Below are 12,350 nucleotides of genomic sequence, written 5' to 3' on the forward strand. Positions count from 1 at the left end.
GAACTAGATGAGTGCCCGCTCGCGGCCCGCCGCGAACCGGTCGAGGACGCCGGTCGGGGCCAGTGCCCGGACCACCAGCCAGGCGCCCGCGCCGGCCACGACGGCGGCGCTGGCCACGGTGATCAGGGCGTAGGGGACCCGGTAGCTCCACAGGTCGTAGTCGTAGGTCCAGACGAACCAGTCGAAGACCGCGGCGACCACGCCGGCCAGGGCGCCGGAGAGGATGCCGACCGGCAGGGTGAAGACCCGGTAGCGGAACAGGGCGAAGGCCAGCTCCGCGCCGAGGCCCTGGGCGGCGCCCTGGAAGATCACCGTGGCGCCCCACTTGTTGCCGAGCAGCGCCGAGATGATGGCCGCGACGGTCTCGGTGAAGAACGCGGCGCCCGGCTTCCGGATGATCAGCCCGCTCAGCACGGCCGGCAGGAACCACATGCCGTAGAGGACGGACTGGGCCGGCGGGAAGAACAGGAACGCGTTCTCGGTGGCGGCCCAGAGGGCGTCCCAGGCCCAGAAGATCACGCCGAACGCGACGGCGATGACCGAGGCGATCACGATGTCTATCGTGCGCCATCTGTTGGTGGTGGTCGATGTCATGTACGCCTCCCAGCGTGTACACCGGGAGGAGACGCACGCCATGGACGGCCCATGGCGCGGCTGGAGAAGACCGAACTTCCTGCGCTGGCATTACCCAGATCAGGTACGAGGGTCTGCGGCCAGGCCGCACTCTCAGCGCTGTGCGCTCCCCTGTCGGATCGAATCTCGGCCGCGACGCGCGGTTTCGCCGTCACGGCCAAGCTTCGGTGGATGTGCTTCGATGACGCTAACACCGGGGTACCGGTCCGGCACAGCGAGGGAGTCATCACATGGAGGTCAAGGCTCGTGGGCTGACGTTCGAGGTGGCCGAGGGCGGTCCCGCGGACGGGCAGCCGGTGCTCCTGCTGCACGGATTCCCGCAGGACCGGCGCGAGTTCGACCTCCTGATGCCCCGGCTGCACCACGCCGGCCTGCGCACCTACGCGATGAACCAGCGCGGCTACTCGCCCGGCGCCCGCCCGTCCGGCCCGGGCGCCTACCGGATCGGCGAGGCGGTCGCCGACGTGCTCGCCGTGCTCGACGAGCTCGGCCTGGAGTCGGTGCACCTGGTCGGGCACGACTGGGGCGCCCAGGTGGCCTGGCTGGTGGCCGGCCGGCACCCGGACCGGGTGCGCACGCTGACCGCGATCTCGGTGCCGCACCCGCGGGCCATGATGCTGGCGCTGCGGGTCCGGCCGAGCCAGTCCGCCCGGCTGGCGTACTTCCAGCTGTTCCGCAGTCCGGTGGCGGAGAAACTGCTGCTCGGCGGCGGCGCGCTGGTGCTGCGCCGGATGCTCGGCCCGATCGGGCCGCGGGCCGACCTGTATGTCAAGGCGATGCGCGAGCCGGGCCGGTTGACCGGCGGGCTCAACTGGTACCGGGGCTTCCGCACCGCGGACGTCGCCGACCTGGGTGAGATCACCGTGCCGACCACGTTCGTCTGGAGCGACCGGGACGGCGTGGTCGGGCTCACCGCCGTGCTGCGCACCGCCGACTGGGTGCGTGCCGACTACCAGCTGGTGGCGATGCGCGGGGTGAGCCACTGGGTGCCCGAGCAGGCGCCGAAGGAGCTGTCCGACGCGGTGCTGGCACGCATCGGCGTTTGACCATGGGCCGGACCGGGCATGGCCGTGACCATGGCCCCCTCGTCCAACGAAACCGAAAAACAGCGGTGGGACCGTAACTTCGCCGATCTGTTGCAGGAGCTACGGGTCGCGCAGACGGGCGTGCAGATCCTGTTCGCCTTCCTGCTGACCCTGCCGTTCTCCAGCGGCTTCCCGAAGGCCACCGACTTCCAGAAGGACGTCTACATGGTGGCGCTGATGAGCGCGGCGTTCGCCACCGCGCTGATCATCTCGCCGGTGGCGTTCCACCGCGCGCTGTTCCGCCAGGGCCGCAAGCCGGAACTGGTCCGGTACTCGCACCGGATGGCCACCAGCGGGCTGGCCTGCATGCTGGTGTCGATGGTCAGCAGCGTCCTGCTGATCACCGACTACGTCCTGCACGCCCGCTGGGCGGTGATCCTCACGGTGGTGGCGGCCGGCTGGTTCCTCACCTTCTGGGCCATCCTGCCGATCACCCACCGCAACTGGGCCGACGACGACGACAAGGACGGGTACGTCCTGGACGACGCCCCGGTCGGCGTCAGCTCCGGGACGGGCGCAGACCGAGACGCCTGAGCTCCAGCTCGGCCAGCGCGTCGACGGCGGCCGCGTCGCCGTTGCGCCAGCTCTGCGCGATGTCCGGGCCGAGCCGGGTCAGCTCGCCGAGCGGCCGGGAGGCCAGCGCCCGCAGCGCCAGCAGGTCCCGGCCGGCCGGCTCGTCGCGGACCGTCACGGCCACCGAGGCGCGCCGGATCCAGCGCAGCCGCAGCGGCAGCCAGAGGAACAGGACCAGGGCCAGCGGTAACGAGATCGCCATCAGCGGCAGGATCAGTGCCAGCTTGTCGACGAGTTCCTGCTGCTGGTGGCCGGCCTCGGCGATCGAGCGGGCGGCGTCGGCCGCCCCGGTGAACGGCTTGGTGAGCTGGTCGCCGACCACCGGCACCCGGCCGACCTTGCCGCCGGCGTCGGCCAGGTTGTCGGCGATGCCGCTGCCGGCGCTTTCCAGCTTCGCGCCGGGGACGGCGAGTTTCTCCACCAGGTCGTGGATCCCGAGCGCGACGCGGACCCACAGGTAGATCCAGAACAGGATGAGGAGGTCGGTGATCACTTGGCGGGTGGCGGTGGGTACGCGGTCGGCATAGAGCTTCACAAGCCGAAGCCTCGCACCCGGGCCGGATCGGCGCATCCGGGCACCCTCAGGGATCACTCAGCCTTGGCGGCGCACTCCGGGCAGGTGCCGAAGATCTCCAGGGTGTGCGCGACGTCGACGAAGCCGTGCTCGCCGGCCACCTTGTCGGCCCAGGACTCCACCGCCGGGCCGAGCACCTCGACGGTCCGCCCGCAGGACCGGCAGACCAGGTGGTGGTGATGTCCCTGGCTGCACCGCCGGTAGAGGTGCTCGCCGCCGGGCGGGCGCATCACGTCCACCTCGCCGGCGTCGGCCAGACCCTGCAGGGTGCGGTAGACGGTGGTCAGCCCGACCCGTTCGCCCCGGTCGCGCAGCATCGCGTGCAGGTCCTGTGCGCTGTGGAAGCCCTCGGTATGGGACAGCACTTCACGCACCGCGCTCCGCTGCTTGGTGTTGCGCTGCGCGCTGCTCTCCGGGTTCACGATCGGCTCTCCCTCGCGTGGCTGACGGCGTCCGCGACGATGTGCGCCACGTGTTCGTCCACCAGGGAGTATGCGATCTCGCGGCCGCGCCGCACACCCCGCACCACGCCGGCGCCGCGCAACACCCGCAGGTGCTGCGAGACCAGCGGCTGCGGGGCGCCGAGTCGTTCCACCAGATCGTGCACACAGCGCTCGCCCGAACCCAGCTCGGCGACGATGGCGATCCGGATCGGAGCGGACAGCGCTCGCAACAGCGCGCCCGCGGACTCGTACGCTTCGTAACCGGTGGCCGTCATAGTCCTTTTCTCTCAAGCATGAAGCACGACATCCGGAGGCTCGACCGGGGCCGGTGACCCGGCTCTGCGCCGCCGCCGGAGCACGCTGATCCCGGTGGTGACCAGGAACGCGGCCAGGGCCAGCAGCACCGTGGTGGCGCCCGGCGCGGTGTCGATCTCACCGGAGAGCACCACGCCGGCGCCGGCCGCGCAGACCCCGATCAGCATGGCCACCGCCATGGTCGACCGGAACCCGCGGGTGAGCTGCTGGGCGGCCGCCACCGGGACCACCATCAGCGCGGAGACCAGCAGCAGGCCGACGGTGCGCATCGCGATCGTCACGGTGACCGCGGTGGTCACCGCGAGCAGCAGGTTGAGGGTACGCACCGGCAGGCCGCTGACCCGGGCGTACTCCTCGTCGTTGCAGAGCGCGAAGAGGGCCGGGCGGAACAGCAGCATGGCGATCAGCACGGCCGCGCCCAGCCCGGCGATCACCACGATGTCCTGCGGCGACGTGGTGATCAGCGAGCCGAAGAGGTACTGCATCAGGCTGGCGTTGCTGCTGTCGTCGGAGAGCCCGACCAGGACCACGCCGCCCGCGATGCCGCCGTAGAAGAGCAGCGCCAGGGCCAGGTCGCCGGAGGTGCGCCCGCGCTCGCGGACCAGTTCCACGGCGACCGCGCCGGCCACCGAGACCAGCACCGCGGTGAGCACCGGCGACTGGTGGGTGAGCAGGCCGACGCCGACGCCGGTGAGCGCTACGTGCCCGATGCCGTCGCCGATCAGCGACAGCCGCCGCTGCACCAGATAGACCCCGAGGGCCGGCGCGGCCAGCCCGATGATCAGCGCCCCGGCCAGGGCCCGCAGCATGAAGGGATAGGTCAAAAGATCCATTTTCAGTACGCCTTCTGCCCGTCGGTCGGCGCCCACTCGCAGATGCCGGCCCTCTCCTCGTCGGCGTGCGGGTGCACGTGGTCGTGCCCCGGCTCGGCGTGGTGCCCGGCCGGCTCCGGCGGTACCCCCTCGTGCGCGATCCGGCCGTCGTGCACCACCACGGCCCGCCCGATCAGCGGCCGCAGCGGGCCCAGCTCGTGGAGCACCAGCACGATCGTGCCGCCGTCCGCGGCGAACTTGGTCAGCGCCCCGGCGAACGCCTCCTGGCTGGCCGCGTCCACCCCGGCCGTCGGCTCGTCGAGGACCAGCAGGTCGGGCTGGCCGGCCAGGGCCCGGGCGATCAGCGTGCGCTGCTGCTGGCCGCCGGAGAGGGTGGCGACCGGGTCGCCGATCCGGTCCAGCAGGCCGACCGCGTCGAGGGCCTCCCGGACGGCGGCGCGGTCGGCGGCCCCGGGCAGCCGGAACAGGCCGCGGCGGGCCAGCCGGCCGGACGCCACCACCTCGCCGACGGTGGCCGGGACGCCGCTGCCGGCGCCGAGGCGCTGCGGGACGTAACCGATGCGCTCCCACTGACGGAACCGGCGCTGGGGCGTACCGAAAAGGCCGATCTGGCCGCGGCGGACCGGAACCAGGCCGAGGACCGTGCGGATCAGCGTGGATTTCCCGGAGCCGTTGGCGCCGAGCACGGCGACGACGTCGCCGGCGGCGACGCTGAGCGTGACGTCGCGCAGGATCTCCCGGCCGTCGTAACCGGCCGCCACGTGCCGGGCCTCGATGACACTCATGAGTAGCACCCCAATGCCGTGGTCAAGGCGGCCAGGTTGGCCCGCATCACCGAGAAGTAGTCCGCGTCCGGGTCGGTCAGGCCCTCCAGCGGGTCGAGCACCGCCGTGGTCGCCCCGGCCTCGCGGGCGATCGTCTCGGCGACCTTGGGACTGACCAGCGTCTCGAAGAAGATCGTGGTGGTGCCGTGCGCCCGGGCCTGCGCGGCGACCTCGGCCAGGCGGCGCGGTGACGGCTCGGCCTCCGGGTCGACGCCGGTGATCCCGACCTGGGTCAGGTGATAGCGGTCGGCCAGGTAGTGGAACGCGGTGTGGCTGGTGACCAGCTCACGCCGTTGACAACTGCCCAGCCGGGCGGCGAACTCGGCGTCCAGCTCGGTGAGCTGCCGGTGCAGGGCGGCGGCGCGGGCCGTGTAGCCGGCGGCGTGCGCCGGGTCGGTCTCGCTCAGCCGCTGGGCCAGGTGGTCACCGATCTCGGCGAGCCGCAGCGGATCGAGCCAGACGTGCGGGTCCGCGGAGCCGTGCTCGTGCCCCTCGTGCTCCGCGTCCTCGGCGTGCAGCAGGGTGACCGCGCCCGACACGTCGTAGCCCTGCTCCCGCGCGTTCTGCGTGATCGCCTCGTCCACCGCGGGCTGGAAGCCGTGCAGGTAGACGGCGACTTGGGCGTCGACGATCTGGGCCACCTGGCGCGGGCTCAGCTCCACGTCGTGCGGCTCGGCGCCCGGCTTGGTGAGGTTGGTGACCCGGACCAGGTCGCCGCCGACCCGCTCGCTGACGAACTGGAGCGGGTAGAACGCGGCCACGATCGGGAGGCGTCCACCGGCCTGCGCCCGCGCGCCGCACCCGGCCAGGGCGGCCAGGGCGAGGAGCAGGGCGAGCAGGCGGCGCATCATGCCACCAACTGTCGTCGATAATGACAATGATTGTCAAAAGCGCATGCGTTCCTACGCCATCGCCTTACCGACCACCGCGACGATCAGCAGGGTGAGCAGGACCACCCGGACCAGCCGGGTGATCGGCGACTGCACCGGCCAGGTGGTGAAGGTCAGCGCGGCCAGGCCGGCCGCCAGCAGGCCGAGCAGCAGCGCGCCCACCACCCCGGGCAGGAACAGCCCGGCCAGCATCAGGACCAGCGCCGTGACGAACGCGGTGGTCGGATTCACGTGCGCGAGGCGGCGCAGGAAAGGGTCGGACGTCGTCACCGTGGCTCCTGTCGGGTGTGCGTACGCTCGTCACATGCTGGTGCTCAACCGCTTCACGGTCCCGCCGGACACGCGGGACGGATTCCTCGAGCAGGCGCATGCCGCGCTCGCCGCCCTGGCCGCCTGCCCGGGATACCTGTCCGGCCGGCTCACCCGGGCGCTGGAGGACACCGCCGCCTGGACCCTGGTGACCGAGTGGGAGTCGGTCGGAGCCTATCGGAGGGCGCTGGGCGCGTTCGACGTCAAGGTGCACGCCACCCCGCTGCTGGCGCGGTCGCTGGACGAGCCGTCCGCCTTCGAGACGCTCGCGAGTGCCGGCCCGGGGGAGCCCGTCACGATCATCGACAGCGACCGGGCCGCCGAGCCCTGGCGCTGAAGATTAGGCTGGGATCCATGGCCTACGGTCAACCGCCCTTCCCGTACACCGCGCCGCCGGTCGCCGTGGCGCCGCCTCCGCCGGTCGCGCCGCCCCCGCCGCCCGGCCCGGGCGTGCACCCGCCGTTCCCGGCGCCGCCGGTCGAGGGGCGGGGCCGCCGGATCGGGCTCGGGTTCGGCATCGGCGCCGGCGTCCTGGTGCTGGTCTGCGGTGGCGGGCTGGCCGCGGTGATCGGCCTGGCCGTCGCCATGACCAGCGCGCTCAACGAGCAGGCGCACGTGGTGGTCGGCGACTATCTCGACGCCGTGCACGACCGGGACTACGACAAGGCGTACGACCAGTTGTGCCAGGAGACCAAGAGCTTCGAGAGCCGCGCGCAGTATCGGACGCGGATGGCTCGCGAGGAGCAGTTCGACAGCTACACGATCGGCGACGTCAATCCGGTCACCGGCGCGGTCCCGGTCGACCTCACCCGTTCCGACGGCGATGTCGACCACGTGTCCGCGCAGCTGGGGCAGAACACCAGCACGGGCGCGTTCGAGGTGTGCTCGGTCGGGGAGTAATCTCGCTTTTCGTCCAACCTTCCCAGACCCCCGCCGACACCCAGCCGGCGTAGGAGACTCATGCCTGCCGACCGCATCGATTCCGTTGTCAGCCTTGCCAAGCGCCGGGGCTTCGTCTTTCCCTCCAGCGAGATCTACGGAGGGACCCGCTCGGCTTGGGACTACGGTCCGCTGGGCGTCGAACTCAAGGAGAACGTTCGCCGGCAGTGGTGGCGGACCATGGTCCAGCAGCGCGACGACATCGTCGGCCTGGACTCGGCCGTCATCCTGAACCGGGACGTCTGGGCCGCCTCCGGTCACCTCGACGCGTTCGTCGACCCGCTGACCGAGTGCCAGTCCTGCCACAAGCGCTTCCGGGCCGACCACCTGGAGGAGGCGTTCGAGGCCAAGCACGGCAACCCGCCTGCCTCGCTGCAGGAGCTGAACTGCCCGAACTGCGGCAACAAGGGCACCTTCACCGAGCCGAAGATGTTCAACGGCCTGATGAAGACCTACCTCGGCCCGACCGAGAGCACCGAGGGCCTGCACTACCTGCGCCCGGAGACCGCCCAGGGCATCTTCGTGAACTATCTGAACGTGGCGACCGCGGCCCGCAAGAAGCCGCCGTTCGGCATCGCCCAGGTCGGCAAGAGCTTCCGGAACGAGATCACGCCGGGCAACTTCATCTTCCGTACGCGTGAGTTCGAGCAGATGGAGATGGAGTTCTTCGTCGCGCCGGGCAGCGACGAACAGTGGCACGAGTACTGGCTCCAGCAGCGCTGGGACTGGTACCGCGACCTGGGCCTCTCGGAGAGCAACCTGCGCTTCTACGAGCACCCCAAGGAGAAGCTCTCGCACTACTCGAAGCGGACCGTCGACATCGAGTACCGCTTCCAGTTCGGCGGCAGCGAGTTCGCCGAGCTCGAGGGCATCGCGAACCGGACCGACTTCGACCTGTCCACGCACTCCAAGCACTCCGGCGTCGACCTGTCCTACTTCGACCAGGAGAAGCAGGAGCGCTGGACGCCGTACGTGATCGAGCCGGCCGCCGGCCTCACCCGGGCGGTGCTGGCGTTCCTGCTCGAGGCGTACGACGAGGACGAGGCGCCGAACACCAAGGGCGGCGTGGACAAGCGCACCGTCATGCGGTTCGACCCGCGGCTCGCCCCGGTCAAGGTCGCGGTGCTGCCGCTGTCGCGCAACCCGGAGCTGTCGCCGAAGGCCAAGGGGCTCGCCGCCGACCTGCGCAAGCGCTGGATCGTCGAGTTCGACGACTCGCAGGCGATCGGCCGCCGGTACCGTCGCCAGGACGAGATCGGCACCCCGTTCTGCGTCACGGTCGACTTCGACACGCTCACCGACGACGCGGTGACCGTCCGGGACCGCGACACCATGAAGCAGGAGCGCGTCTCGCTGTCCCAGATCGAGGACTACCTGATCAAGCGCCTGCCCGGCTGCTGATCCCGCACCGCTGGACGCCGGTCGCCCGCTCGGGCGGCCGGCGTTCCGCGTTTCTGGCGAACCCGCTCCGGTGGGACGGGGCAGCCGGGACGGTGACGGGTTTCTATGCTGTCGAGCCATGTGGCAACGAGGAACTCTGCTGGTCGTCGCCGTGCTGGCGGCCACGGTGAGCGGATGTGGCAAACCGGCCGGGCCGTTCCGGCTGGGCGAGGCCCCGCCGGCGACGCCGGTGAGCGTGGGGAAACCGGGCGACGACGGCCTGGTGATGATGGCGCAGTGGCCGTCCGCCTGTGACCTGATCACGGAGTCGGACGCGCGGGCGATCATCCCGTCGGCCGTCAAGGTGGAGAGCACGGACGAGCCGGTGACCTATCTGGACGCCACGCTGGGCGCCAGCAGTCAGAAGAAGCCGGACGGCGCCTGCGAGACGCTGGTCTACTTCCCGGAGAGCTCCATGGAGGAGGACGACCCCGGCCTGCGGCTCAAGATCAAGGTCCGCGCGTTCGGTTCGGCCAAGGTGCTGAAGAAGGAGTACACGGAGAAGTTCAAGGAGCGGAAGAAGGACGAGGCCTGCCCGCCGGAGCTGGTGAAGAAGGCGAAGCTGACCGACTGCACCCATGACGTGACCGGCTACGAGATCCTCAAGAACGGCGCCTGGTTCGACGTCGGCGCCATCTTCTTCGACCTGGGCGAGGACGTGAAGATCGAGGGGCAGCCGGACGGGACCGACGCCAAGGCCTACTGGGAGGCGCAGGGGCTGCCGCGCTTCGTCGAAGCCGTCTCCCACCATCTGCCCTGATGTCGGACAGGATCAAGCACTCGATCAGGTGACGCGCGACAGGGCTGATTGGCTCCGCTTCGCTCCGCGCACAAAACTGGGCTGATTGGCTTCGCTTCGCTCCGCGCACAAAACGCCTTGTAACCGGTGAGATGGGCGCGTCTTTTCCGCCGCCGCACACCCCGCGGCGTCGGAAAAGCCGAGCCCATCTCACCGGCGGCGTTTCGTGAGAAACCTCGGGGGCCTGAGCGGGTTCCGGGGTTCGGTGAGCACCGCGGACAGCGAAGACATCCCCTGCGCCAGGGGTGTCAAGCGGCTTGACCCGATCCCGCGTCCGCCCAGGGCGCTGAGGACCAGCCGAGCAGTGTCGGGCTGGTGCTGGTGGCCCTTTCCGGGCATGGGACAGGGCGCTGGGGGCCAGCCGGGGAGTTTCGGGCTGGTGCTGGTGGCCCTACCCGGGCACGAGATAGGGCGCTGAGGACCAGCCGGGGAGTATCGGGCTGGCCCTGGTGGCCCTATCCGGGCACGAGATAGGGCGCTGGGGGCCAGCCGAGCAGTGTCGGGCTGGTGCTGGTGGCCCTGTCCGGGAACGGAATAGGGCGCTGGAGGCCGGCTGGGGGTTGATCTCCGGGAGTGGCGGCGGACAGTGAAGGGGGCGGCGATTGGTTTGGACGCGTCAGCGGCCAGATCGCCGGCCCCGGCCCGCGCGGGAGCGTGCGGTCTGTACCACGGCGGACGTGCGTATATGAAGATCTTGACTTTGACTTTGATGGGGGAGGCCAGCCACCCTGGACCGGTGACCGCACCGCTCATGCTCGGCAACCACGCCGTCAACCCGCCCGTCGTGCTCGCTCCGATGGCGGGGATCACCAACGTGGCGTTCCGGCGGCTCTGCCGGGAGCAGGGCGGCGGTGTCTACGTCTGCGAGATGATCACGACACGGGCGCTGGTGGAGCGGATCCCCAAGACGCTCAAGATGATCGCGTTCGCCGAGGACGAGGGTTTTCGCAGCCTGCAGCTCTACGGCGTGGATCCGGACGTGACCGCCGCGGCGGTCCGGATGGTCGGCGAGCGGAACCTGGCGGATCACGTCGACCTGAATTTCGGCTGCCCGGTGCCGAAGGTGACCCGGCGCGGCGGCGGCTCGGCCCTGCCCTGGCGGCGCAAGCTGTTCGGGCGCATCGTCCGGCAGGCCGTGCAGGCCGCCGAGGCCTACGGTCTCCCGCTCACCATCAAGATGCGCAAAGGCATCGATCAAGACCATTTGACGTACGTCGAAGCCGGCCTCACCGCGCAGGATGCCGGGGTGGCCGCCGTGGCGCTGCACGCCCGCACCGCCGAGCAGCGCTACTCCGGCCAGGCGGACTGGGACGCGATCGCCACGCTGAAGCAGGCCCTGGACGTCCCGGTGCTGGGCAACGGCGACATCTGGGAGGGCTCGGACGCCCTGCGGATGGTGGCGCACACCGGCGTCGACGGCGTCGTGGTGGGCCGTGGCTGCCTGGGCCGCCCTTGGCTGTTCGCCGACCTGGAGGCCGCGTTCACCCAGGGGCCGGACTACCAGCCGGTGCTGCCCACGCTGGGCGAGGTCGCGAAAATCATGTCCCGGCACGCGCAGCTGCTGGTCGAGGCGCTGGAGGACGAGCGGCACGGCTGCGCCGACTTCCGCAAGCACGTCGCGTGGTACCTGAAGGGCTTCCCGGTCGGCGGTGACCTGCGCCGCAGCCTCGCCATGATCTCCTCGCTGGCCGAGCTGGACGACCTGCTCGGCAAGCTCGACCCGGCCGTGCCGTTCCCGGTCGAGTCGCTGGGTCAGCCGCGCGGCCGGGTCAACGCCCCGGGCAAGGTGTCGCTCCCGCACGGCTGGCTCGACTCCCGCGACGACGACACCGTCCCGGAGGGCGCCGAGATGGAGGACAGCGGCGGCTGAGCCCGGAGCTGATCGGCGCCGCCGGGGTGAACCGGTTAAGCTGCCGGCATGGCGACGATTCTGATCACCGGGTCCAGCGACGGCATCGGGCGGCACACGGCGGAGATCCTGGCGGCGGCCGGCCACCGGGTGACCTTGCACGCCCGCAACGAGCGCCGCGCCGAGGACGCGCAGAAGGCGGTGCCGGACGCCGCCGGCGTTCTCGTCGGCGACCTCGCCTCCCTCGCGCAGACCCGGGAGCTGGCGGATCGGGCGGTGGCCGCGGGGCCCTTCGACGTGGTGATCCACAACGCCGGGATCGGCGGCGGGCAGCGCGCCCCGGAGATCACCGAGGACGGGCTGGAGCGGATCTTCCAGGTGAACACCGTCGCGCCCTACCTGCTGACCGCGCTGATGCCGGTGCCGGCCCGGCTCATCTATCTGACCTCGGGGCTGGAGTCGGCCGGCCGGGCCCGCCTCGACGACGCGCAGTGGCGGGCGCGGCCCTGGGACGGGATGCAGGCCTACAGCGACTCGAAGCTGTACGACGTGATGCTCGCGTTCGCGGTGGCCCAGCGCCGGCCCGGCACGCTGAGCAACGCGGTGGACCCGGGCTGGATCCGCACCCGGCTGGGCGGCCCGCAAGCCACCGACGACCTGCCGGAGGGCGCGGAGACCCAGGTGTGGCTGGCCACCTCGGACGAGCCCGCGGCCACGGTCACCGGGCACTACTTCAAGCGCCGCACGTCGCTGCGCGCCAACCCGCAGGCCTACGACGAGGGGCTGCGCGACCGGCTGCTCGACCTGTGCGCGGAGCTCACCGGCGTCGCGCTGCCGGGGTGAC

General features: G+C 71.2%; 16 protein-coding genes and 1 riboswitch. Of the genes, 8 read left to right on the forward strand and 8 right to left on the reverse strand.

The window, feature by feature from the left end:
- Window positions 1–3: 3 nt before the first annotated feature.
- On the reverse strand, window positions 4–594 hold the full coding sequence (locus tag Aiant_RS28005; protein ID WP_189336170.1) for an ECF transporter S component: 591 nt from the start codon (window positions 592–594) through the stop codon (window positions 4–6).
- Between the two features lie 58 nt (window positions 595–652).
- Window positions 653–756, reverse strand: a riboswitch (TPP riboswitch).
- A gap of 107 nt (window positions 757–863) precedes the next feature.
- Here Aiant_RS28005 and Aiant_RS28010 point away from each other — a divergent pair.
- Entirely contained in the window at window positions 864–1,679 is an 816-nt protein-coding gene (locus Aiant_RS28010) for an alpha/beta fold hydrolase (protein ID WP_189336169.1), read from the forward strand.
- Between the two features lie 18 nt (window positions 1,680–1,697).
- Entirely contained in the window at window positions 1,698–2,252 is a 555-nt protein-coding gene (locus Aiant_RS28015) for a DUF6328 family protein (protein ID WP_229831396.1), read from the forward strand.
- Here Aiant_RS28015 and Aiant_RS28020 read toward each other — a convergent pair.
- The 7 genes from Aiant_RS28020 to Aiant_RS28050 are packed head-to-tail and all read right to left on the reverse strand — an operon-like array spanning window position 2,218 to window position 6,440.
- Window positions 2,218–2,826, reverse strand: a complete 609-nt coding sequence (locus Aiant_RS28020) for a hypothetical protein (RefSeq protein WP_189336168.1) — start codon at window positions 2,824–2,826, stop codon at window positions 2,218–2,220. The two genes, Aiant_RS28015 and Aiant_RS28020, sit on opposite strands and share 35 nt — an antisense overlap.
- Before the next feature lie 53 nt (window positions 2,827–2,879).
- Window positions 2,880–3,287: a Fur family transcriptional regulator gene (locus Aiant_RS28025; RefSeq protein WP_189336167.1), complete on the reverse strand. Its 408-nt coding sequence runs from the start codon at window positions 3,285–3,287 to the stop codon at window positions 2,880–2,882.
- Entirely contained in the window at window positions 3,284–3,583 is a 300-nt protein-coding gene (locus Aiant_RS28030) for an ArsR/SmtB family transcription factor (protein ID WP_189336166.1), read from the reverse strand. The genes Aiant_RS28025 and Aiant_RS28030 overlap by 4 nt, the downstream gene beginning before the upstream one ends.
- Window positions 3,584–3,595: 12 nt before the next feature.
- Window positions 3,596–4,456: a metal ABC transporter permease gene (locus Aiant_RS28035; protein ID WP_189336165.1), complete on the reverse strand. Its 861-nt coding sequence runs from the start codon at window positions 4,454–4,456 to the stop codon at window positions 3,596–3,598.
- Window positions 4,457–4,458: 2 nt separating this feature from the next.
- Window positions 4,459–5,241, reverse strand: a complete 783-nt coding sequence (locus Aiant_RS28040) for a metal ABC transporter ATP-binding protein (protein ID WP_189336164.1) — start codon at window positions 5,239–5,241, stop codon at window positions 4,459–4,461.
- Window positions 5,238–6,131: a metal ABC transporter substrate-binding protein gene (locus Aiant_RS28045; RefSeq protein ID WP_189336163.1), complete on the reverse strand. Its 894-nt coding sequence runs from the start codon at window positions 6,129–6,131 to the stop codon at window positions 5,238–5,240. Before Aiant_RS28045 ends, Aiant_RS28040 begins: the two co-directional genes overlap by 4 nt.
- A gap of 51 nt (window positions 6,132–6,182) precedes the next feature.
- A complete protein-coding gene (locus tag Aiant_RS28050; RefSeq protein ID WP_189336162.1) occupies window positions 6,183–6,440 on the reverse strand; it encodes a DUF6703 family protein in 258 nt (85 codons plus the stop codon).
- 34 nt (window positions 6,441–6,474) lie between these two features.
- On the opposite strand from Aiant_RS28050, the gene Aiant_RS28055 reads away from it, so the two are divergent.
- The 6 genes from Aiant_RS28055 to Aiant_RS28080 all read left to right on the forward strand — a co-directional run bounded on the left by Aiant_RS28055 (window position 6,475) and on the right by Aiant_RS28080 (window position 12,349).
- Window positions 6,475–6,816 carry an antibiotic biosynthesis monooxygenase family protein gene (locus tag Aiant_RS28055; RefSeq protein ID WP_189336161.1) on the forward strand — a complete coding sequence of 114 codons (342 nt, stop codon included), beginning with the start codon at window positions 6,475–6,477 and terminating at the stop codon, window positions 6,814–6,816.
- A gap of 17 nt (window positions 6,817–6,833) precedes the next feature.
- Window positions 6,834–7,379, forward strand: coding sequence for a hypothetical protein (locus tag Aiant_RS28060; RefSeq protein WP_229831394.1), 546 nt, complete (start codon window positions 6,834–6,836; stop codon window positions 7,377–7,379).
- A gap of 60 nt (window positions 7,380–7,439) precedes the next feature.
- Window positions 7,440–8,819 carry a glycine--tRNA ligase gene (locus tag Aiant_RS28065; protein WP_189336160.1) on the forward strand — a complete coding sequence of 460 codons (1,380 nt, stop codon included), beginning with the start codon at window positions 7,440–7,442 and terminating at the stop codon, window positions 8,817–8,819.
- A 118-nt stretch (window positions 8,820–8,937) separates the two neighbouring features.
- Window positions 8,938–9,618 carry a hypothetical protein gene (locus Aiant_RS28070; protein WP_189336159.1) on the forward strand — a complete coding sequence of 227 codons (681 nt, stop codon included), beginning with the start codon at window positions 8,938–8,940 and terminating at the stop codon, window positions 9,616–9,618.
- A gap of 748 nt (window positions 9,619–10,366) precedes the next feature.
- Complete coding sequence (gene dusB, locus Aiant_RS28075) at window positions 10,367–11,527, forward strand: tRNA dihydrouridine synthase DusB (protein ID WP_189336246.1); 1,161 nt, start codon at window positions 10,367–10,369, stop codon at window positions 11,525–11,527.
- 48 nt (window positions 11,528–11,575) lie between these two features.
- A complete protein-coding gene (locus Aiant_RS28080) occupies window positions 11,576–12,349 on the forward strand; it encodes an SDR family NAD(P)-dependent oxidoreductase (RefSeq protein WP_189336158.1) in 774 nt (257 codons plus the stop codon).
- The last annotated feature ends 1 nt before the right edge of the window (window position 12,350 follow it).

Source organism: Actinoplanes ianthinogenes (assembly GCF_018324205.1).
GTDB classification, from domain to species: Bacteria; Actinomycetota; Actinomycetes; order Mycobacteriales; family Micromonosporaceae; genus Actinoplanes; species Actinoplanes ianthinogenes.